23 protein-coding genes and 1 pseudogene are annotated in these 22,123 nt (G+C 48.7%); 5 read left to right on the top strand and 19 right to left on the bottom strand.

Features of this window, described 5'->3' with window-relative positions; all coding sequences use genetic code 11:
• The 3 genes from DP091_RS07730 to DP091_RS07720 all read right to left on the bottom strand — a co-directional run.
• Nucleotides 1–2,285: glycoside hydrolase family 95 protein (locus tag DP091_RS07730; protein ID WP_113057779.1), on the bottom strand; the 2,285-nt coding region annotated here is incomplete at its 3' end.
• A gap of 141 nt (nucleotides 2,286–2,426) precedes the next feature.
• Nucleotides 2,427–5,036: a carbohydrate-binding protein gene (locus tag DP091_RS07725; protein ID WP_113057778.1), complete on the bottom strand. Its 2,610-nt coding sequence runs from the start codon at nucleotides 5,034–5,036 to the stop codon at nucleotides 2,427–2,429.
• Between the two features lie 20 nt (nucleotides 5,037–5,056).
• Complete coding sequence (locus DP091_RS07720) at nucleotides 5,057–7,117, bottom strand: alpha-galactosidase (protein WP_113057777.1); 2,061 nt, start codon at nucleotides 7,115–7,117, stop codon at nucleotides 5,057–5,059.
• A gap of 335 nt (nucleotides 7,118–7,452) precedes the next feature.
• On the opposite strand from DP091_RS07720, the pseudogene DP091_RS07715 reads away from it, so the two are divergent.
• The 3 genes and pseudogenes from DP091_RS07715 (at nucleotide 7,453) to DP091_RS07705 (ending at nucleotide 9,017) form a co-directional block, all read left to right on the top strand.
• Nucleotides 7,453–8,117, top strand: a pseudogene (locus DP091_RS07715) (FAD-dependent oxidoreductase).
• A 175-nt stretch (nucleotides 8,118–8,292) separates the two neighbouring features.
• Nucleotides 8,293–8,622, top strand: a complete 330-nt coding sequence (locus tag DP091_RS07710) for an ArsR/SmtB family transcription factor (protein WP_113057776.1) — start codon at nucleotides 8,293–8,295, stop codon at nucleotides 8,620–8,622.
• Nucleotides 8,619–9,017, top strand: coding sequence for an SRPBCC family protein (locus DP091_RS07705; RefSeq protein WP_113057775.1), 399 nt, complete (start codon nucleotides 8,619–8,621; stop codon nucleotides 9,015–9,017). The genes DP091_RS07710 and DP091_RS07705 overlap by 4 nt, the downstream gene beginning before the upstream one ends.
• 160 nt (nucleotides 9,018–9,177) lie before the next feature.
• Here DP091_RS07705 and DP091_RS07700 read toward each other — a convergent pair whose 3' ends face one another.
• The 11 genes from DP091_RS07700 to DP091_RS07650 all read right to left on the bottom strand — a co-directional run bounded on the left by DP091_RS07700 (nucleotide 9,178) and on the right by DP091_RS07650 (nucleotide 15,787).
• A complete protein-coding gene (locus DP091_RS07700) occupies nucleotides 9,178–9,654 on the bottom strand; it encodes a GNAT family N-acetyltransferase (RefSeq protein ID WP_113057774.1) in 477 nt (158 codons plus the stop codon).
• A 161-nt stretch (nucleotides 9,655–9,815) separates the two neighbouring features.
• Nucleotides 9,816–10,082, bottom strand: coding sequence for a hypothetical protein (locus tag DP091_RS07695; protein ID WP_113057773.1), 267 nt, complete (start codon nucleotides 10,080–10,082; stop codon nucleotides 9,816–9,818).
• A 22-nt stretch (nucleotides 10,083–10,104) separates the two neighbouring features.
• Complete coding sequence (locus DP091_RS07690; protein ID WP_113057772.1) at nucleotides 10,105–10,791, bottom strand: class I SAM-dependent methyltransferase; 687 nt, start codon at nucleotides 10,789–10,791, stop codon at nucleotides 10,105–10,107.
• Nucleotides 10,792–10,824: 33 nt separating this feature from the next.
• Nucleotides 10,825–11,337, bottom strand: a complete 513-nt coding sequence (locus DP091_RS07685) for a hypothetical protein (RefSeq protein WP_113057771.1) — start codon at nucleotides 11,335–11,337, stop codon at nucleotides 10,825–10,827.
• A 17-nt stretch (nucleotides 11,338–11,354) separates the two neighbouring features.
• Nucleotides 11,355–12,236, bottom strand: coding sequence for an alpha/beta fold hydrolase (locus tag DP091_RS07680; protein WP_113057770.1), 882 nt, complete (start codon nucleotides 12,234–12,236; stop codon nucleotides 11,355–11,357).
• 46 nt (nucleotides 12,237–12,282) lie between these two features.
• The gene (locus DP091_RS07675; protein ID WP_113057769.1) at nucleotides 12,283–12,963 is read right to left on the bottom strand and encodes an HAD family hydrolase; all 681 of its coding nucleotides are present in this window, start codon (nucleotides 12,961–12,963) and stop codon (nucleotides 12,283–12,285) included.
• A gap of 40 nt (nucleotides 12,964–13,003) precedes the next feature.
• Entirely contained in the window at nucleotides 13,004–13,591 is a 588-nt protein-coding gene (locus DP091_RS07670) for a hypothetical protein (protein WP_113057768.1), read from the bottom strand.
• A gap of 60 nt (nucleotides 13,592–13,651) precedes the next feature.
• A complete protein-coding gene (locus DP091_RS07665) occupies nucleotides 13,652–14,119 on the bottom strand; it encodes an NUDIX domain-containing protein (RefSeq protein WP_113057767.1) in 468 nt (155 codons plus the stop codon).
• Between the two features lie 136 nt (nucleotides 14,120–14,255).
• On the bottom strand, nucleotides 14,256–14,795 hold the full coding sequence (locus DP091_RS07660; protein WP_258394432.1) for a YfiT family bacillithiol transferase: 540 nt from the start codon (nucleotides 14,793–14,795) through the stop codon (nucleotides 14,256–14,258).
• Nucleotides 14,796–14,879: 84 nt separating this feature from the next.
• Nucleotides 14,880–15,368 (bottom strand): NUDIX hydrolase, encoded by a 489-nt coding sequence (locus DP091_RS07655; RefSeq protein WP_113057766.1) that lies wholly within the window; start codon nucleotides 15,366–15,368, stop codon nucleotides 14,880–14,882.
• Between the two features lie 161 nt (nucleotides 15,369–15,529).
• Nucleotides 15,530–15,787, bottom strand: a complete 258-nt coding sequence (locus tag DP091_RS07650; protein WP_258394431.1) for a hypothetical protein — start codon at nucleotides 15,785–15,787, stop codon at nucleotides 15,530–15,532.
• A 322-nt stretch (nucleotides 15,788–16,109) separates the two neighbouring features.
• On the opposite strand from DP091_RS07650, the gene DP091_RS07645 reads away from it, so the two are divergent.
• Complete coding sequence (locus tag DP091_RS07645) at nucleotides 16,110–17,594, top strand: endonuclease/exonuclease/phosphatase family protein (protein WP_113057764.1); 1,485 nt, start codon at nucleotides 16,110–16,112, stop codon at nucleotides 17,592–17,594.
• A 52-nt stretch (nucleotides 17,595–17,646) separates the two neighbouring features.
• Here the strand turns inward: DP091_RS07645 and DP091_RS07640 are convergent, their stop codons facing one another.
• Both DP091_RS07640 and DP091_RS07635 read right to left on the bottom strand, forming a co-directional pair.
• Nucleotides 17,647–18,120 (bottom strand): DinB family protein, encoded by a 474-nt coding sequence (locus DP091_RS07640; RefSeq protein WP_113057763.1) that lies wholly within the window; start codon nucleotides 18,118–18,120, stop codon nucleotides 17,647–17,649.
• 40 nt (nucleotides 18,121–18,160) lie between these two features.
• The gene (locus tag DP091_RS07635; RefSeq protein ID WP_113057762.1) at nucleotides 18,161–18,838 is read right to left on the bottom strand and encodes a class I SAM-dependent methyltransferase; all 678 of its coding nucleotides are present in this window, start codon (nucleotides 18,836–18,838) and stop codon (nucleotides 18,161–18,163) included.
• A gap of 350 nt (nucleotides 18,839–19,188) precedes the next feature.
• On the opposite strand from DP091_RS07635, the gene DP091_RS07630 reads away from it, so the two are divergent.
• Nucleotides 19,189–20,388 (top strand): S-layer homology domain-containing protein, encoded by a 1,200-nt coding sequence (locus DP091_RS07630; RefSeq protein WP_113057761.1) that lies wholly within the window; start codon nucleotides 19,189–19,191, stop codon nucleotides 20,386–20,388.
• A 181-nt stretch (nucleotides 20,389–20,569) separates the two neighbouring features.
• Here DP091_RS07630 and DP091_RS07625 read toward each other — a convergent pair whose 3' ends face one another.
• The 3 genes from DP091_RS07625 to DP091_RS07615 all read right to left on the bottom strand — a co-directional run bounded on the left by DP091_RS07625 (nucleotide 20,570) and on the right by DP091_RS07615 (nucleotide 22,065).
• Nucleotides 20,570–21,013: a GNAT family N-acetyltransferase gene (locus DP091_RS07625; protein ID WP_113057787.1), complete on the bottom strand. Its 444-nt coding sequence runs from the start codon at nucleotides 21,011–21,013 to the stop codon at nucleotides 20,570–20,572.
• Nucleotides 21,014–21,081: 68 nt separating this feature from the next.
• The gene (locus DP091_RS07620; RefSeq protein WP_113057760.1) at nucleotides 21,082–21,507 is read right to left on the bottom strand and encodes a GNAT family N-acetyltransferase; all 426 of its coding nucleotides are present in this window, start codon (nucleotides 21,505–21,507) and stop codon (nucleotides 21,082–21,084) included.
• Nucleotides 21,508–21,681: 174 nt separating this feature from the next.
• Entirely contained in the window at nucleotides 21,682–22,065 is a 384-nt protein-coding gene (locus DP091_RS07615; RefSeq protein WP_113057759.1) for a nuclear transport factor 2 family protein, read from the bottom strand.
• Between the last annotated feature and the right edge of the window lie 58 nt (nucleotides 22,066–22,123).

The raw sequence follows: 22,123 nt of genomic DNA, 5'->3' as shown, positions 1-22,123 counted from the left end.
TCCCTCCCCCCATAAAACACCTTCACCATCCCACTCTCATTCCCCTTCACCCTCGCCTCAACCAACTTCCCATCTTCCCAGCTCATATCCACCTCAATATTCCCTTTCGCCTTCAGCCCTTTCACACTGCCTGTCGGCCACATGGCAGGTAGTGCGGGCAGAAGATGAATCTCGCCTTCGTGGCTCTGCAGCAGCATTTCCGCAATGGCGGCGGTGCCGCCGAAGTTGCCGTCGATGACAAAGATGTTGGCCTCGGCTCCGGCTACGCCGGGTTTGGAGTAGGTGAGCATGTTGTCGAAACACAGCTCCCCGATCAGGTGGGCGATATGCTGCACGGCTTGGTTCCCGTCATGCAGTCGGGCGTAGAAGAGTCCGAACAGCGCCGCGGTAAATTCGATATCCTCCAGGTCGGCCCGGCTGTTCCGGTTCTCCAGTGTCACTCGGACTGCCGCAGCGAGTTCCGGCGTATGATGCGGCGTGATTTGGCTGCCGGGATACAGGGCATACAGATGCGACAGATGGCGGTGCTCCGGCTGCGCCTCCTCATAGTCCTCCAGCCATTCCTGCAGCTGCCCCTTCTTGCCGATCATCAGCGGAGGCAGTTGATCCAGCGCCGTCTGCCACTTCTGCTGAAGCTCCTCGTCCACGCCCAGCGTCTGTGCTGCCTTCACGCAGAACGTCAGCAGATCCCGAACCAGGACCTGATCCATGGTCGGGCCCATGGACAGCTGCTGGTGCCCATCCTCCGGATGGCCGTTATAAAAGCTGTTCTCTGGCGAATTCGACGGACCCGTCACCAGCCAGCCATACTTCGTATGCACCGTCATGTAATCCATGAAAAAGGCTGCAGCCTCCTTCAGGACGGGATAAGCCACCTCCTCCAGAAAAGCCTGATCGCGGTTGTACGCGTAGTGCTCAATCATATGCGTCGCGATCCACAATCCGCCCGTCACGTTCAACCCCCATGAAGTCCCCCACCCCGGTGACGCAAATCCCCAGGCATTGGAGAATACATGGGCCACCCAGCCTTCGGCATCGTAATAATGACGCGCCGCCGAGCGTCCGGCCACCGATAGCTGCTGGATATACCGCATGAGCGGCTCATGGCTCTCGCTCAGGTTCGCGGCCTCCGTCGGAAAATAGTTCATCTGGGTGTTCACATCCAGGTGATAATCGCAGCTCCAGGCCATTTTGTTGGCTTCGCCGTCATTCCAAATGCCTTGCAAATGCATGGGCAGGATGGAGTCTTGTCGTGACCCGCTAATCGTCAAGTACCGGCCGTATTGATAAAACAACGCAAACAACGCCGGATCGTCCCGCTTGCCCTGCTTAAACCTGCCGATCCGCTCGTCCGTAGGCAGACAGGAATGCTCGGAGCTTCCCAGGTCCAATCGTACACGGGCATACAGCGGCTGATAATCCGCCAGATGCTTGGCTTTAAGCTCGTCATACCCTAGCAAAAAGGCCTGATCCAGCTGCAACGCGCTTTTCTCCCGCCAGTCCTCATCTTCTTGACGGTAATCCGTATTCACCGCAAAATAAATCGCCGCCGCCTCCGCCCCGGCCACGATTATGGTGTCATCCGTGCAGCTCACCTGCCCGCCTTCCGTTACGACGCGCAGCTGGCCTTGGCAGGACACCCCGCACTCCCCATTGCTATGTACGCTTTCCAGCGCCTGTCCCTGGAATTCGATCGTATCCTTACTAGTAACGACAGCATGAAAAGGACCGTTCTCGCCTCGAATCGAAATGCGGAATGACACGCCTGACGAACCCTGGCTGCTGCGGATCCGGGAAACGATCACCTGATCGGCATGGGAAGCAAAGACCTCTCGCGTCATCTCCGCTCCATCGATCTCGCAAACAGAACGTGCCACCGCCTCCTCCAGATCCAGTTCCCGATGGAACAGCGGCTGATCTGCTGTACCTTGTCTCCCGCCTTCGGATGGCTTCACGTAATGATCAAACTCCAGCACGACTTGGCATAGTCCCAGATTGGTGCCAAAATTCAATTTTTCCGGCTCCAGGTGCTTCTTAGCCAGTCGATCGCCTTCGCGATAATTGCCCTGGAAGAAGTGTTTCCGCATCTGCTCCAAATCCGCTTTGCTGTTGCTTCGTCCTTGAGCCGGCTCCGGCTGGCCGGACCAATAGGTGGTTTCGGTGATATTCCATATTTCTCTGTCAGGAGTGGATACCACCACATTCCCCATTCGGCCGTTGCCGATCGGCAGCCCTTGCGACCAGCCCTGAGCCGGTTTCGTATACCAAAGCTTCATATCTGACATGTTGTTTTCCCCTCTTCATTTGATTTTCCAGTATCGAGACAAGCACTACCCTTACAGCAAAAGCAAGAAATCGCGATTCCCGGATGGAGCCGAGAACCGCGATGAATTTGCAGTTGTTCATGATTAATCTATGTTTACTTGTTATGGATTAGGGACGATTTTATAAAGCTTGGATTCAGCCGCTTTTAGCGTCACATCCAGCGAAGAGTCAGACGCCGTCTGAGATTGGCCGCTCCAAACATCCGTCACCGTATAGGACGCCGCCCCTTCCGATGCGATACCGGCCCGAACGAGATCCACGGTGTGCTGTGCCGCATTTTGTGTGTAGTTAAACACGGCAACGTAGTGGGTTCCCTGATCGTTTAGCACGAATACGTTTGCTGCCTGCGTGCCCGTGTTGCCTTCTACCGGCCGGAACGCCTTGCCCTTCATCGCCAGCCCGTTCACTTCCGGGTTGGTCAGCAGCGTTTCCATGTACTGCCGTGCCGTCGCATCCGTTACGTCATCCGAATTCAGGAAGACCGTGCCGGAGATTGCGGCCGCATTGACGCGAGACTGCGCGCCTTCCATCGATCCGCCTTTGGTTAAGTGCATATAGTCCGGATCGGTATAATGGTAGATCGTTCCGTTCTGCCACCAGCCGTACGTGAGATTGTTCAGCTGGTATTCCGTGCTGCCGATGCTGCCGTCGATATCGCAGGAAATACGGCGGCTGTGCGCATATTGGCTAGGGAACAACGGCGCGATGGAAGCGCTGATGAACATGGAGCCGTCCAGCACTTCATTCACGTAAGCCATCCCTTGGTTATAGGCCTGGATGCCGGTTTGAACGTTGGCATCATAGTGCTTGCCTTCCATTGCCCCATGGCTCAGAAAATCGATTTTGATATATTCAAAGCCCTTGCTCTTGAACTTATTCATGTAATAATCGATCCGCTGCTTCACGCCCGGATGCGTCGGATCCACGGCATAAGCGCCGTCCAGCGTCGGCAGGACGTTGCCGTCCAAATCGCGCAGCACGATATCGCCGTATTTATATTTGCCGCTCGTCCCTTCGACTTCCTGCTCCATATTGTTGCCCCAGTACACGAACGGCGAATAATAGATGCCGGCCTTCTGTCCATTGCTGTGAATGAGCTGAACCAGATCCGTCAGCTGCTGATCCGTCATGTTATCCCAATAGGAATCGAGATTGATATAGATACTGCCCTCATTGTTGAAGGAAAGGTTCTGAATATGGTCTTTAACATAATTCGAGACGGAAACCGCCTTGTCAAAGCTTAAATCGCTGGCATAAGCTCCCCAGCTGTTCCAACCGACCGGAACGCCTTCAGGAATGTCTTCGCCAAAGGCTAACGGAGGCTGAATCGCTGCATTCACCTGGCCAAACGCCTCCAGCCCGGTCCGGTAGTCCTCGAAAAAGCCGATCATGATTTTCGGCGAAGCAATTTGCTTCCCCGTTACCTTTCCATGCGGGATCGTGTCCCACGTGGAGGTGGATGACGTAAATCCGCCATATACACGCAGTTTGTTCAATTTGTCATTCGAGCCGCTCCAATAGATGCCGGTCTTCCACGTGTCATGCGTCACCGATCCGATGACCAGGCCGTTCCGGCTCGTATTGTCATAGATGGCCGTCAGCTCCGAGCTGACATACAGACCGTTGTTGAGGCCGGTATTCATCGACTTCGCTTGGTATCTGGACCAAGCATCATTGTCGAAAGGAACGACGAGGACCCGGTTATCGTCATAGCTGCCGATGTCGATGCCGCCTCTCGCTTCCATCGCGATGGGTGCGATGTTCCCCGTAGATATTGCGGAATGATGGGAAGCCACTGTTTCCGTAAGCAGATACGGCCCGTCTTCATAGACGTAATAGATTTGGCTGAGCGATGGCATTCCCCCATCCTCATTCAAGACCGTCACCTTGATGCCCTTGCCGGTGGCATCCTGGAATGGGACCACCTGATTTTTATAAAATTTATGATGTTTATAATCTGTACTTGCAACCATCCGGTCGAGCTGGATCTCGCTGTATAACCCCTTGGCAACCGCCTCACCGTTCCAATTGTATTGCGACAATCCGGTCGAGGTGTTGTACAGCAGCTCATACGTCGGATTGGATACCTTGAAGCCGTTGGCATATTCGGTTAAGGTGATGGAGCCATAGCTCGTGGCTTTCTTTTGCTTGCCCAAATCGCCAATGCTGCCATCTGGGCCTGATCCGTTTTCGCCGGCTGAATCAAAGGTCAGCTCAATCTTGTCAAAATCGGGCGAGTATCCGCCTGCATCATCGAACAGAATCGTGTTGCTGCCCTGATTCAAGTAAATTTGAATCTGATAGGTGCCGATCGTGTTCCAATTCGCTGTTTTCGGAAAACTGAAATTCTCCTTCTCCGCTCCGTTCACGGAGATCGAAGCCGCTCGGGAATCCCCGGAGATGTAGAACATGTTCATATTGTAGATACCGGCCTTATCGGCCTGAATCCCGTTGAACGTCAGCGTGGAGCCGCCGTATAGATTGCCGGCTTTTTGCCCGCCTGAACAGAAGCCGCAATCGACCGCTCCTGCATTGCCGGTAAACGTGTTCTGAGATGCCTCGGCCTCGTAGGAAAGGATGCCTCCGGCCGTTTGACTCGGCTGCTGCGATTCTGCCGAAGCCAAGGAGCTGCCTAGCACAGACCCCGCTAACAGAATCGATAAGAATAGCATGAATGGCTTTTGGAAGAATTTGAACGGATGAATACGCACTGAACCTCTCCTCCTTCTATTCATTGATTTCGGCTTAATTTCAGGATTTTCGATTCGGCTGGCGCCAGCTCGACCACAAGCGTGCCATCCGATTGACCTGCCGTTCCTTCCCACACATCCAGAACCGTGTAAGAAGCGTGCGCCTCAAGGCCGCAGCGTTCCAAGAAAACCGTCTTCTGCACGGACTCGGCCCCGTCAAAGTTAAATACGGCAATAAACGTCGTTCCCGCTTCGCTCGGATGGGTCAGCACAAACGTATCCGCAGCCTGTTTCCCGAGATTCCCCTCTACGGGCACAAAGGTTCTGCCCAGTCTCGCAATCTCGATGATCGCCTCATTTCCCAGCCAGTTCTTGGCGCGCCATGCCGCTTCCTCATGCCGGAAGTCATCGCCCAGCAGCAGCACCGTTCCCGAGATCACGGACGCGGTCAGACGGCTTCGCCCTTCATGGCGGGTCGTCGAATCCTGATTGAAGCTTTTATAGATCACGGCATGGTCCGGATCGTTAAAACGGTACAGCGTATCGTTCATCCACCACCCGTGCGTCAGCGAATTCAGCAAATATTCCGTATCCTGGATCGTTCCGAACACATCGCAGGAAATTCTGCGGCTGTGCGCATAGGAATAAGGGAACAGCGGGGCGATCGACAGGTTGATGAAGAACGGTCTGCCGATCCGCTCCGGGGAGAGTTTATCCGTCAGATACGACAATCCGTAATTGTATGCAGCGATTCCCGTCGTAATATCCGGATTGTAATGCTTGCCTTCCAGAGCCCCGTGAGCCATGAAATCCAGCTTGATATACTCAAATCCCTCGGAAACGAATTTATCCATGAACCAATCGATTCGCGCCAGGTTCCCGGGATGCGTAGGATCAATTGCAAGTCCGCCGTCAACATCCGGCAAAATCTCGCCATCCTGGTCGCGAAGCAAGATATCGCCATAGGTGTATTTCCCGTCAGTGCCCTCTACGGGGTTCCCGAACCCAGCCGGACTTCCCCAGAACGCAAACGGCGTCCAGTATGTACCGGGTTTGTGCCCGTTTTCGCGGACTCTTTTCAAGGCATCCTCCATCTCGGCAGGCGTCAGGCGATCCCAGAACGCATCGAAATTCATGTACAGGGTATCCTCGTTATGAAAGCCCTGCGGCTGAACCTCCCGCTTCAGAAAATCGCTCGTCGATACATAGAGGTCGTAATCCAGCGTGCTCATGGCGGCCGACCAGCTGTTCCAGCCGATCGGGACGCCGCCTTCCCAGCTCAGAGCAGGCGCTACCTTCGCATTCGCTTCCCCATACGCTTCGAGTCCTGTCCGGTAATCGTCGTAATCCCCTACCATAACCAGCGGAGATTCGACGCGCGTTCCTCTTACGTAGCCATGCGGCTGGGAATCTCGGGTCATGGTGTCGGCCGCGCCAGCGTACAGTTCCAGTTCATCCAGCTTGCCTGCGGTTTCCCCTTTGACGCGAATGCCGGTCTTCCACACGTCATGACTGATCGATCCCAGAATCAATCCATTGCGGCTATCCGGCTGGAACAAGGCCGTCACTTCGTAACTATCCATCTCCAGCGGGGCCGTCTCCGTCAGGTAACGCACCCATTTGTCATTGTCATAAGGCACGCGCAGCACATGCAGCGCTTCTCCCGGAACCGTCTCGCTCCCGCTCGATACGCTATCGGTTTTCACCACCGCGATGCGGTTTACCTTCAATTCTTCTCGGCCGACAATGACGACCCGCGTGATAAAAGATGAAGCCCCCTCATAGACGTAAAAATGCTGTTCCAGGCCTGGGAGCAGATCGGATTCATGCTTCATCACGACATGGATGCCTGTTCCGAACGAATCTTGAATCTTCTCCGGCTGGCCTATCATATAGTGGCGGTCATAATTCCCCGTGTGGTATTCCCGGCCCTGCCATCGAAAGCCGCTTCGTACATCTTGCAGAGCGAATCCCCTGCTGCCTGCGTAGTTGTAACCGCCTTTTTCCAAATCCACCTCAATGGCCACCAGACCATTCGCCAAGCGAATGTGAGTTTCGGCATTCACCCCCACGTTCACCGCCGTATCGCTGCTTCCTAACATCTGTGGATTGCCTCCTTCTGCGTGCATCTGTGCTGCATTCAGGACGTTTAGTTTCAAGCGCCTTTTGCAGCTTGCTACCATTATAGAAGCGCGGGTAAAGCGCTTACTATACAACGATCTTCCGATCCATATCGGGATATAATCCATCTGGAGCGACCCATTTGTTAAAATGCAATATGGGCTGGACCGTGTTCATATGGAGTTGAAATATGTCATTGACACGACACCAAATGGTGGCCTAAAATCAAAGTATCACTAAATGGTGTCCAATTAGAAGTCAGGATGAAGATATAGCGATTGCCATACCGATAACGTTATAAGAGGGAGATGGGAAAATGAGTTTTTTTCAGGATATGTTCTCCATATTCAAGAAGAGAGAACTATCATTTATAGAAAGCCGCAAAGAATCAGAGGATGTCTATTCTTTTCTATTTGAAAGAGAGAAAGATTTAACCTGGAAGGCAGGGCAATATGGTTTGTTCAGCATTACTCATAAGTCCATAAAAAACCCTACAAAACCTTTCAGCTTGGCAGCTGCTCCTACAGAGAATATGGTTAAAATAACAACGCGCATCGGTGATGATCCTAGTGATTTTAAAAAAGCTCTATTAGAATTAAAACAGGGAATGAAAGTTAAAATGAGCGGCCCTGTCGGTTCTTTTTACTTGCAGGATAACAGTCCTTCGCTTCTGATCGCAGGTGGAATTGGAATCACACCATTTCGATCGATCCTTAAACAATTAGAGGCAGATGGGAATCATGACGGGAAGCCAAGAAAGCTGCTCTATTTGGATGGCAAAAAGTCTTATATCTTCAAGAATGAGCTAGATGAAATGGCTAACCATCCTTCATTAACTGTGACTTATCTTGATTCAAGAGATGACTTGCATCAGGAAATCGATACTTTATTGCGGGCCCGAAGGATTCTATTTCCAGCCATTTGCGGAGTAATCAGATTTCTAAGCGAAATATCAAAAAGGATGCCTTTTTTGGATATTAGTTTAGAATGAACATTAGAGATTAACACTAACTCTCTAATCGAGTGATCGTCATTTCCAGGTATATCTGAAAATTTCACTTATAAAATCATGAAGCAGAGGTGGTGAAATTAACGGCGGTCCCTTCATCCATCATTAGATGACTAACAACAAAATTAGACTTTTAGGAGGGTTGTCGTGATTGAGAATCATCCGTCCCGCGATGTATTTGACGCGATTGCAGATCCCACTAGGCGTCAACTGATTCATCTGTTATCACAGGCAGAGGAGAAACCGCTTCACGAATTAAAGGCACAATTTTCAATGGGCCGTACAGCGGTATCCAAGCATTTGACTATCCTTAAAGAGGCCGGGCTGGTGCTCGACCGGAAAGTAGGCAGGGAAACGCGATTTAGGCTAAACCCCGATCCGCTTAGAGAAGTTCAAGATTGGGTGGCTCTCTACAGCAAATACTGGACTACAAATATGCTGCGCTTGAACCAGCTGTTCGAGGAGGAAGAAGAATGAGTTTAATCTTATCCATGGATTTTCAGTACACGACATCAATCGAGAAGGCGTGGGCTGCCTTAACCGATTCAAGTAAGTTGGCAAAGTGGATCACGGAAAATGATTTTAAGCCTGTCGTTGGACATCGTTTTCAGTTTCGCCATGAGCCGTCTGAATATTGGGATGGAATCGTTGACGGCGAAGTACTTATCGTAGAACCGCCCAATCGGTTGTCCTATTCTTGGGCTACCGGAGACGAGCGGCATACCGTCACCTGGACACTGCAAGATTTAGGCGACGGCAAGGTTAATCTTCATCTCGAACAAACGGGCTTCTCCCATGTTCATGGACTCGAAGGCGCCAGATATGGGTGGAGTGAGTGGTTCGGCAAGTTTGAAAACGCATTGGATCAATAACAGGCGTTCAACCCTGCTTGACTCGAATCAAGATAAACCGGCTGCAAATTTGCAGCCGGTTTATCTTAATGTCTACTTCAGACCATCTGACAAGCTCTTGTCTTTTCGGGTCAAGAATGCAATGAACTTCCCTTGAATAATTTTGATGCTGCAAGATACCTTAATTAAAGGTCATCCATGCCGTACTTCCTAGAATCTCGAAATTCTGCTTGAACCAGAAATTCCGTGATTTATCCAGGGTATAGACATACATTTTTTTGTTAGGATACTTTGCTTTGAGCCAGTTCATGAAGAAAGCCGCGTACCCTTTGTTTTCGAATTCTTTGAGTACATCCAAGGCTTGGATAAAGATAAAATCCTTCTTATTCTTGACATCAATATAGAAGTCCTTCTCCAAATACCGCTCATCGGCGCTAAAATAATCTTGTTCGGCCTTCTGGATGAGCTGCTTCCCGTTATCGTATTCCCACACGACTCCGTACCCCACCATCTTATCTTCCGCCTCAATGATATAGATTTCTTCCGGTAATTCCGCTAGGTCCATCGTGCTCAGTTCCCCCGCATGATAAGCCGATGTAATTTCACTTAGACATCGCTGCATTTCTTGATCAAATGACTTTGTAATTATCGTTGGCATTCTCTATTCTCCTTATATCCATTAGCAAACATCTTCAAATCAAAAAAGCAGGGCTTCACATACGTTCCCTGCTTCTCCAGTTGAATGTGTATGGGTTATTGTCCTTCGCAATTCTACCACAGATTCAGCGGTACGTAACCGTTCAACCCCTGATAGCTAATTCATTGAAAGATCACGTCGACCACCTTGGTCAATACCAAGCACTCTATGACAAAGATCCCTAAACAACAAAAATAGAACACAGACAGCTTCAGCTCTCCAAATTGATCCTTCCAAAAGCGTCTGCGGAACAAGGAGATGATATCCGGCGTCAACGAATACTTTACTGACTGCTTCAGATCATCCACATCATCGAAAATCCTTCTGAAAATCCATTTGTATATCGGAATGTTAAGAATAAACAAGACCACATACATTAGAAGTTCCACGAGGCCACATCACCGTCCTAGCCTAAACATGCTTCCACCAGATCCCCGCGCATTCCGGCACGGTGGACCATTGGTTCGCCTGAATCTTGTCCGTCAGCTCTTCTCCGAAAAAGAATCCCGTGTGATGCAGCGCCTCTTCCACTGTTTCAAAAACATAATCCGTTCGCATCCACTGATGTTTAAATCCATATCGATGCTCCAACTGTTCGTAGTAACCCGTTAAGAAATCGGGAGGATTCGGGGTCTCCGTTCCGGTTCCCATCGTTTCCAGAATCAAAATCGTCCCGCCTGGTCTCAATACTCGCTGCATCTCTGTCATGACAAGTTCAAGATTCTCACGCCAATCATCATGGCTCGAATCCGCCAGATAACTAATGCTCCAGCCCGATACGATCAGATCCACACTCGATGAATCAATCGGCAGGCTGCGATGATCAGCGACTACGGTCGTCCAATTACGAGAATCATAGGCTTCAGACAATTTATCATCCAAAATATCCAGCATCGGCCGCGCTATGTCAGTACATATCAAAGATCTGACGTCTCCAGCTAGCAGCATAGATAATCGTCCTGAACCTGCTCCCAAGTCAAGTACATCCAGCCCATCGTATGCCCTTTTTTCATAAATAACTCCAGCTAAATCAGGCTGCTTGCTAATCATGGCCTCATAAGCTTCGGCCTGCTTATTGTAAATCCCGTTCGTTGACATACCATGCTCCTCCTCTCCACCTAGATTACTGATTTAATTCTTCGCTGAGGTTCCTTGACTTCTGTTTATGAATCCTTCAATCAACTTGTACAAAAAGCACAGTAAAAGCGAAAAGGCCATCATCATGAAGTACGTGTTTACATTAAAGAATTGATTATTCATATGTATCGATAAAATACCGGACGTAATGGATTCGATATGAGCCCAATCGACTTTACCATATTCTGATTCGAATGCCTCCGCTTGAATTTGTCTATAGATTTCGAGTCTTCGGAGCTGATATACGTAACCCGCTATGATATAGCCAGCCAGGGTAAAGATCAACAAACTTAACGAGATGAGTGACATCTTCAAACCTTTGAAGACACGAATCCATTGATTCACCAAAACAAGAAAAAGTATGCTCAGAGGGATGAACAGGAGAATGGCAGGATTGCCGTTCCCCGAACTCGTGCCGATTTTAGGTGTCATCGCATTCCCGAATAGAACCACGAGCAGACAGAGAAGCGCACTAATAAACAGCCAGATGAATCGTTTTAACTTCATTGTTCATCCCCCTCCCCTCAAGCTTCCTTGCAAAAGCCTATTATCTCTTCATGAACAAGGTCCGGCATCTCATGATTGATCGCATGGCCTACGCCTGGAACGAGGCGGTAACGCATCCCATTCGCCTCCAGTCTGGCAACCGCCTTCGGATAATAACTAAGCAGATCCTGCTCACCTATAACGAACAAGGTCTTACCGCGTATAGTCTGAATATCGGCAGACGAATGAATTGTGATGGTGTGCTTCATCATGGAGCGATTGTTAAAGTACTTCAGCAAGTAGTACCAGTGCTGCATAAGCTCCGGATGGTTCTCGAATGCATCTGCATTCGTACCGCACAGCTTGCGAAGCAGTTTACGCACACTCCGTTCTGATGGGAACAGGGCTTCCGGCAGAAATGCCCGCATCATTTTGCTCATCAGCTCAGATTGACTCCCGGCAATGCCGCCAGCCAAGCATACAATCTTTTTGACCCGATTCGGTCTGGCGATCGCGTAATGGTAGGCCAGATAAGCTCCATAGGATACGCCAGCGATATAGGTTGCGTCAACATTCATCGCCTCCAGAATCTCGTCCAGCCACTCTGCCTGGTTAAAGTCATTCGCATACCGGTCATTCGGTTCGCTTTTCCCCGAACCCCCGATATTATCCACGGCGATGATATGGAAGTTCCGGGATATCTCCGCCACATTATATATCCACATCATGGCGACGTTATCGCCCGTTCCATGCAATAACAGCAGCGGGGGAAGATCCGATGCACCTGCCGTTATTACGTGTGTCATCCCGTACAAGGTGGATATATGGTGCTGCTCGTAAGGTACCGTCCATCCCGCCATCAGGCGATCATAGGATTCATAGACGAGCTTTTGTCCATTTTCACTTTTAAATCGCTTCAATGAAATGCACCTCCGAGACACAGGACTCTTCTTTCATTGCTAACCCTCAATCGTGTTCAGCATACATATGAATCAATTCTTCCAGCTTATGTATCGTCCGATATGGCTTTATTTCTTCAGAGTGATCCCATATTCCACTTCGCGTAAACCATATAGGTTTGATTCCACATTGCGCTGCTCCGATGATATCGTTATGCGGGTGGTCGCCGACGAACCACGTCTCTGATGGCCGTACGTTAAGCAGATTTAAAGCTTTCATATAGATCCTGGCATCCGGTTTTTTGACGCCAGCCTCTTCGGAAATCACGATGGAATCGAAGTACTCGCGTATACCCAATTGACGGATCTTCCCCGCCTGAACTTGGACGGTTCCATTGGTAATGATGCCAAGCCTCAGCCCCTTAGACTTCAAATGACGCAGTACGGAAAACAGCTGATCCATCGGCTGGATACAAAGCGGGATGGTTTCCCTGAAAAATGTCAGGTATTCATCGGCCGTAGGCGGATTCTCCCACTGAAGATGCTCGACCAGCATCTCATACACTTCACGCTTATCCCGGTAGCCGTTCTGATCCGCTTCCTTAAATCGCTTGGCTATCCTAAACTGAGCATCTTCATCGGAGTCCGGGAAATACCTGGCAATCAATCGCTCAATAAACGAGTCAATCGCCGACCTTCTGTCCGTTAGTGTCTCATCCAAATCAAAGATTATCGCTTTTAACGTCATAGGGGACCTGCTTTCTATTGTCTTGTCCAGGGAAGGGAAATCATCTGTATTTCCTATCCGGTAAGATCTCATAGCTTTTGACATAGCCACGATCATCAAAGTATATAAAGAGACCCTCACTCTTGTAATCGGCCCTTCGCAGTGCTCCAAGATCATACACGGCTTTATCGTCAGCGGCATTCCATTTGGCATTGTCGTTGGCACCCAAACGGTCCATCACTTCCCCCTGGGTTAAACCGATCAAATCATGTTTCTTTAAAAAATCCTCAACCATAATCGATCTTTTTTCGGGATAACCAACCCAACGGTTGTAATCGAAGTGCTGCTGTGATTGGTTGTAACTTAAGGCGTAGATTGAAAAAGATAGCAGAAGTACCCCGATAATGCCAGTCGACCAATAATGAATGGAATGTAACTTGCTCCTCGATGATTTAACTATCAGGTACAGAATGAGCAGCAGCAACAGCACAGGCATAGAAACCAATACTACCGATACGAAAGACAACACAACATGATAATGGTAAATCAACCGGATGATTACTCCGGCGTAAATCACAACGTATATGCCTACGATCAAACCGAGAACGGCAGCATGCGGATTCCATCTTGTTTCCATTCTCTCCGACACAGACGCCACCTCCCAGGAAGTTCATGCATACGTTCTAGATTTCAATCTGTCATGCTTCTATCAGAAATGAGCCCGCTCTCCATTCGCTTTGATGAAAATATGTTCCGGATATTTTAAAGCCGTGGGTGGCAGCTGATCCTCCGGAAAGAACACGAGTTCAGCAAACTCATCATTCTCACGATCCAACTCCCCCGAAATGATGCCGCACTCAAACACAATCGTGAGGTATTCCACTTGGTGTCCGTTGCTGTACGTATATCGGCGTTCTTTTCCGCCATATACTCCAATGATTCGTTCAGGTACGATATCTAGCCCAGTTTCTTCCTTCGCTTCACGAACCATCGCCTCTGCCGGGGATTCTCCCAGCTCGATGGCACCGGCGACAAGTCCCCATACATCTTCGCGATGCTTTCTTCCAAATAAAACAAAATCCTGATCATTACGGATAATGCCCGCAACGGACGGCATGAATATTAACTGGTCTCCGATCTTTTCTCTTAGATCCTTATAGTAATCTGACATTCCCATGGTTTGATAGCTCCTTTGGATTCCTAATAAAATGATAGCCGCCCCAATAGCCGCGCGGACTTCTCATGAGGACCTCTTGATTCTGATTGAACACAATGCCTCCATAAGCATACTTGGATCTCCAGCTCAATTGGGCTCACTCCTTATGTAACTTCGCGTTTTCACGGTTCAATATGGATGTTATCTGCGCGATATGATGCTGGTTGTGCCACACAAATCGCTGCAGCGCGATATCCAGGGTAATGCTGCCAAGCACTTGGGTTCTCATGGTTCTTTTGAAATCCTCGGGCTGTAAGTCCTTAAGCAGTATAAGAAAACGAAAATGAAGTGTTTCCAGAAGCGTAAGCGAGTTCTCAATGGGAACCTCCGTGTAATCACTCAATTCGGCCCATAAATCCTCCCGGTACGAGTTTGCCATCGGCTCCTCCTCGGTCAATGCACGTTTAAATCGCAAGTATGCGTTCATGTCGTTATCAGCCAGATGGTGCACGATTTGCTGAATGCTCCACCCCTCTTCACGATAAGGCATATGCAGCTGGGAAAGAGGGCATTTCATTATGATTTGCCGGAGCGTCGGTACGATTGAAGGTATCTGTTGTATAATCCTCTGCCTCTCCTCCAATGTCGGCTCCACCTTTGGCTCAAAGGAACCCAGGGGAAAACGGATGCTGGCCACTTCCTTACCTCCTTGACACATCATCGTATCCTTTCCATACGAATGAACTGTGTTCCACAGTCAAAAATAATACGAAATAATCCGCTAAGCATTATGAATATGCGATGACCTCGAAGTTAGAAGCAAAGACGGATGAAACAATTTAAGCGGGTGCTGCACGCCATTCTTGAGATTCTCAACGATCTGTCTCATGACTTCGGTATCCCGGAATTTCATACTGTTATCCGCCAAGACATCAGGCAGCGTGACCCAGCGGGCAGCTTTAATCTCGCCTGTACCAATTTGAAGCGAGCCTCCCACCACTTCTCCGGTAAAATGAAACATGATCACAGGGTGATTCAAACTGCTGATAAATGGATACACGCCTGTAGTGCCTGTCAATTGGACATCATATCCTGTCTCTTCTTTCACTTCTCTTATAGCCGCCTCGAACATAGCTTCCCCAGGCTCGATACGCCCTCCCGGGAAGTTCCAGGTATCCCGTACCGAAGGTTTATTTTCTTGGATGATAAGCACTTGATCCCCTTGAACAAGGGTCACGCTGACCACGAGCACAATTCCCTTTTCCGTCATATCCACATTCCTTTGCGTATGGTCTTAAATAAACAGAACCCACCATTAGCGTTAACCGCGAGGAGGGTTCTTGGATGAATTAGCTGTTGATTAACATCATTCTACCGTGAACGCACATAACGCGCAATTCGGCTGGACCTTAGATCGTAACGATCGCATGATCAATACACCCTTCTGTCCCGCGCAGCCCCGTCAAGCCACGACATAAGCCCTATTTGGCTAACGTAGATTTCGTTTTGCACCACAATATAAGGAAACGACACCTCCTCGGAGTCACCCTGCGCTCTTAGCGCATTCTCGGATGAGATGATACTTTTCACCTGAGACTCGGTAAGGTTCAAGAATTCGGCCGTTTGTTCAAGGGTCATTAATGGGCTATCCGTTTGCATCGAATAGGCTTCATCCGTTACAGCTGGCACAGACTTTACACCCTCAGTCCTCTGAAGTATAAAACTTGCCGTTACGATGGATATCCCGATAATCAAAGAGCAGATCAATGCGCTATAATTCAATGGCTTCAAACCATATCACCTCGATTCCTAAATGGTATATTCCGGATACACTCATCCATTTCCTCCACGATTACCCAAAAGGAAAGCAAAAACCTAAAATATTGTAAATACGCAGCCAACTAAAAATAAGATATGATATGGGCAAATCAGGAAGGGAGGTCAGGATACGTCTACTTAACGTCCACTTTAGAAGAAATCAACTCTTGCACATGACAAAGGAGGAACTTTAATGAGAGTCCCCAAAATCACCAGCCTGTTCATGATGCTAACATTTCTGACGACGGCGTCGCTCTCCCCTTCCGGCGAGCTGGGAGGTACCGCGGAAGCATCGCCTGGGCCTTTGCGTATTATGAGCTTCAACCTGCGTTATGCCGCCAATGACAGTCAACCTTGGGAGAAACGCCGCCCTGTCACCAAGAATCTCATCCTGGAGTATAAACCGGACGTCATCGGAACGCAGGAAGGGCTTCACCGGCAAATCCTCGATCTGGAGAATGATTTACCGGGATATGGTCGGATCGGAGTCGGACGTGAAGGCGGGAGCTTAGGCGAGTATATGGCGATCTTTTATAATACGGAACGACTGAAGCCATTGGAACAGTCTCACTTCTGGCTGTCCGATACGCCGCAGACGATCAGCTCCGCCAGCTGGGGGAATCAGATTCCACGGATGGCAACCTGGGTTCGCTTCCAGGATCTTCAGAACGGCAAAACCTTTTATATGGTCAACACGCATCTGGATCACCAATCCGAAGTTTCCCGGCAGAAGAGCGCCGAACTCATTGTCGACAAAATGAAGGCTTTTGCCTCGGATATCCCCGTTGTCGTAACCGGCGATTTCAATACCCGTCCGGGAAGCGATACGTATTCGATTTTTACAAGCAACGGGATGTCAGATGGACATGTCACCGCCAAGAAACGCACCAACGATGACCTGGGAACCTTTCATAATTACAAGGACCCTACGGGCGGCGGCAGCGGAAACCGGATCGACTGGATTCTGCACAGCCAGGGCTGGAATGTCCTGCACAGCAAGATTATTAATTACAATGAAGTCGGCCAATACCCTAGCGATCATTATCCCGTCATGATGGAAGGTACCCTGCAAAGATCCGATAAAACCACCGAAGAAACGGTACCTAAGCTGCCCTTAACCACCGCTCTGCACATCACCGAGGTGGTCGCTAACTCGAACGAGCAAGGGAATTATAATTATGTGGAGATTTACAACCCCACGGATCGGGAAATTGACCTGGAAGGGTATCAAATCTACTACTATTACGACCCTGCTCTTCCGTTCGATAAATCCAAGTCCAACCGCTGGACCATTACGAAGGATCGTTACAGCACGGACACCATCATCCGTCCTAATGAAACCAAGGTGATCTGGATCAAGAAGCAGCCTTGCTGTTACGACCTGAGCATGGAGCAGTTCCTTGCCAACTATAATGCTGATGGGGAAGATCTCTCACCGTCTCAACTCCTGGCCGTCTTCACGCCGGGCAACAATCAGGGCCTGAACGGAACCTCCACCAGCGGACGCTCTTTGGGCATTTCAGCGCCATCCGGTACGCATCTTATCGGCGTACAGTTCAATAACGGGCAGCTGGATGCCGGGGTTAATGAATCGATCACGTATCGGGAGCCCGAGCCGCTGACGAGCATTATGCAGAAAAAAGAGACCAACCAGACCCCTTCTCCAGGTCAACCGTAAAATAAAAGTCCCCCTTGATCGCTGAATATCCCAGCTAAGGGGGACTTGCTTATTAGATCGATGTAGCTTTATATTGAACCGCCAAACACTGCTTCGCGATATAAAAAATTTGACCCATATGCTCCGAATAATGCGTGGCGCATTGATGCAGTATGTCGAGATTGCTTTGTTCTTTACCGCGTACCGGCTGGACCTGTTCAAAGTCCTCACTCGACATGGATTTTACCGTATCGATCAGGAACTGAAACCGATTCTGTACAATCTGAATCAGATCATCCCGGCTGACAAAAACCTGCGTCAGCTCTTCCTCCCGGTTTCGCGTGATGTCTTTGTGCAGAATCCCTTTCATCACCCGCTCTTGAATGTTGCCTTCGATGTGCCTGATCAACGTTGAAATGCTCAGACTGGAATGGTTGGGCCGCCAATTGACTTGCTCATCGTTTAACTGCACCAGCACTTTTAAGGTACGGCTGCGGATGTTTTCAAATTTGTCCTCCAGCCACTTCCGGTTGAACTCATGATCCATAACGCAACACTCCTTATTCGGTATGATAAACGACTTGACGTCACTTCTTCATCGCTTTCCAGATGTATTTGTGTTCACGGACTCCAAGCTGCCCGTCGATCTGATTCTCCCGTATCTTGGCCTCGAGTTCACCCCTCATTTCCGGCAAGGTGAAATCGGGATTCCCCGGCACATCCGACAGGAACAATGCAAATTCGCGGGCATTCGGGAAGTAAGTAATCGCTTCATTATACTCCTCAATCTCGACATTCATGTAGCCATTCTCCGACAATCGCCTTCGAACGGCAGTCACATCATTATGTATGCCGATAATGGTGCCGCCTGAAGCTAATATCCTGGGATGTTCGAGGATCGAGGTAGGACCTCTGCGGTCATAGATGAGATCAAACTGAGCATCTTGAAAGGGCAACTCGGTCTTCGTTGTGGCAAACACAAATTCCACATTACTCATTCCGCTGCTTTCCAGTAAGGATTGGGAGATTCGGATCATCTCCGCGGAGTTGTCAAAACCAATGATGTTCTTAGCATGCCTGGACATCCGAAGCGTGAACTCGCCATGCCCGCAGCCTGCATCCAGCACCGATTGAAACAGCGGTAGCATCTCCACTAACCGCTCCTCGAACACCTCTTCCGCCGACCTGCCGACGACGGTACACACCGCTCTTCCTTTGTAGCCGCCATTCCTTCGTGCGATCATGTCATACCAGTCTATTCCCATACATACCTCCTCCGTCATAGGCTGCATTGCATCCACTATCTCAGATAGCAGTAACCTGTTATTACATCGTCTTGAAAGAAGCCAATAGCCACCAATTTAACCGCTATATATCTAATGACTTAAAATATTACCATTTTGTTCCGTATTGTCAACGGTTACATTGAAAAAATTCCGCCAATCGTTCGACATCCCAATATTCGCTCCTCATCCGATACGTTCAAACCAGAGGTGTGAGCAGGTCAACTCCTTATTGCTGTGTAAGTATTCATAAAAACATTGCTTCTGTCATAATTTGTCGTCTACAATGGAGGAATATTAATCCAATACATAGATATATACAGGAGGATTTCATGATTCTAAAAAGGTGGCGTCGATTATTATCTTTTACCCTCATTCTATCGTTGTGCATGACATCCATGGCAAGCGCGGCGGAAACCAGTCAAGCCAAATATGGCTGGGCCAATGAATCCGTTGATTTCCTTAGATCTCATGGAGTTTTTGAGAATATGGAGCATCGAACAAAAACTTTAGGCAGGATGGTAACTAAGTCCGATCTCACGCTCATGGTTCACCGGCTGTTTACCGATTTACGGGTCGATAGCGATAAGAACATCAAGATACCGGGGGTCCCAAATGCACATTCATCCTACCAGATCTTTAAAGATGTATACGGCAGCATGCCAGGCGGATTAATTGCCGCCGCCGACAAAATCAATTATCATGACGAAACCTTCAAGTTTATACCGGAGAAAGTGTTAACACGCTGGGACTTATTGATTACGCTGAATGCGCTGTTCGTTGATATTGGATATTCTGTGGAAGTGTTGGAAAGTGAGGAGATTGCCAGGCTGCGGGAGATCAAAGATCTTCCCAAAAGGTATTTCAATTCCTATAACCAATACGAAAAATGGAAGTACGCCTATCAACCATTGGCACCCGAAATCGGATTGATGCAAGACAAAAAATGGGGGCCTTCCTTAGCCTCCGATCTCGATTACGTTAAAGCTTATGCGCTGCTCGGCTTTGCCGAGGCCGGCATCATGAAACCTGACGCGAAAGGGTATTTTCGTCCGAATCAAAAGGTAACGTTAGCCGAAACCGCAGTCGTCCTGCATCGCATATACGACTTTTATGAGGACAGCGACCATGTCCAGGAACCATCGGCAGATGATCTCATCCCAAATGGAACAAGAAACTTTATCTATGCGGGATCTCCGTCTGGACACGGAATAAGTCCGGTTGCTGATTTTGCTTTAGTGAATCCCGATTCTGTACCGGAGTTCTATCTGGCCGTGAAGGCTTCGGAGAAAATCGACTTGCAGATCAACGTGAACGGGGAGCCTTCCTTTTATACTTACGAACAATTAAGCAACCCTAAACAGCCTGTTCGAATAGCTTTAAATGGCGCATCCTATGCGGAGTTCATTCCCATTATCCGGAGCAAGGGTCAGAAAGCCACCGATGACAATAATAAGATTGAAGTGATGTATTATTACGCGGATACATTCCAGGACTTCACCCAATTATTAGGGTATGAAGCCGATCTCTAGATAGGCTACTAAAAGGGAGTGCACAACTGTCACAAACAGTAGGCACTCCCTTTTTATCGTGATGCAAGACATATCAAGTTCTTAAAATGTTTGCCTTCCCGCTTTGCAGATCCTTAAATCCGCCAGTCACTATGATTTTCATATCAGCATTATCCTCTCCGCACACTTGTAGGCTGAGGGTTTACAGCATCAGCTTCGCTACGGATTCACCCTCCGACCACGGCATGACGCCGATTTCCTCAAAACCCGCTTTGACATAAAGCTGCCTGGCCTGTTCGTTCTTCGGATCAAAACTTATCATAAGGACATCCGTCCGGTCAGGTTTGTTTCGGATTTCTTCAATTATGTATCGCAACGCCGCTTTACCGTAACCCTTCCCTTGAAAGTTACCGTCGATCATCAAACGGTAAATCCAGTAGTTCCCGTCATCCGAGTCCAAGCCATACAACGCGAATCCTACCATCGTCTCTTCCTTATAAATAGCCATCGCTTCAAAATGTTCAAGAAATTGAGACTGGGCAATCGAATACAGATTGGAGGCAATAAAGCCTTCTTGCTCCGGCTTCGCTTTCAGCTTGATGCATTCGGTCCAATTATCCTTATCGATGGGCTGCAATCTAATCATATCAAGCTCCTTTGGATGGTTGTTGGTTTTATTCATTGACCTTCCTTCATAAACCCGGCTTAATGTTTCTACACCAAATGCTTTATCAAATAATAATGCTGATGCCCTCTTGGGGCATCGTCGATACGTGCAATCTCTTGAAATCCATGCTTTTGATAGAACAGCGGCGCTTGAAAGCTGAACGTATTGAGCTTGATGAAGGTGCATTTCTTTTCCCTGGCTATCCTCTCGATCTCCTGTAACAATCTTGAACCGTAGCCCCGCCCCCGGGATCGATCATCCACCCATAGAATATCGACCTCAATCCAATTCCAGCAAAACACGCTATTGATCCCGCCTGCGATTTCACCATTCTCATCCTTTATATGTAAGTTGATCTCCTCGTAATTCTGCTGCAAATCTTCTGCGATATGCTGTGCGTTATATTGAATCAAGTTCGTCCGTACCGCAAGCGCTTCTTCCGGACTGCTTCGATCGATGTTGATTTGCCTCAATCGCTCACTCCCTTTTCTCAGTACACTAAACCAAATAATACCATGTGTAGGAACCCTATTTCCGGGATTAAACGACTATAGATAAACTCTTCCTGCCTTTCCACCAACACAAGAGGTGGCGCTAATACAGTTTGGAATGATCAACTCAGGTGCACCTGAGTAACATCTGCTCAATCAACTATGATCCTCTATCACTGCTACCTTATCGTCTCTAAACACAAATACGGACTTTCCCTTCAGATGAATCTTCTCGCCGGCCTTCATACCGTTGGGGAGATCTTCAGCAAGAATACCCTCATAGTCGATCTCAACCTGAGTCTTGTCATCTTCGAACGAATAACCAATGATCGTCTGACAACGATAGGAGAATAACGACTTGGACTGTTCGGCGATCTCTCGAAATTCCTCGATTCCTTTGGTCTCCACGTCGATCGATCCGCTTGATATGTTTCTGAACTCTATCTTCTCATGCAGAAGGGCAATCATCCCCTCGATATCAAAAGAATTATAGGCTCTCACATACTCATTAATCATGTCCTTCATTTTCATAGAATTCACACCACATCTCCCCTTCCGTCAGATTGGGTTGCAACCACGATCTTAAAAAACTCCGCCT

Source organism: Paenibacillus sp. MDMC362, from assembly GCF_003269305.1.
Lineage (GTDB): Bacteria > Bacillota > Bacilli > Paenibacillales > Paenibacillaceae > Paenibacillus_AQ.
Note: the sequence above shows the minus strand (reverse complement) of the source record. Positions and strands in the feature narration are given on the sequence as shown.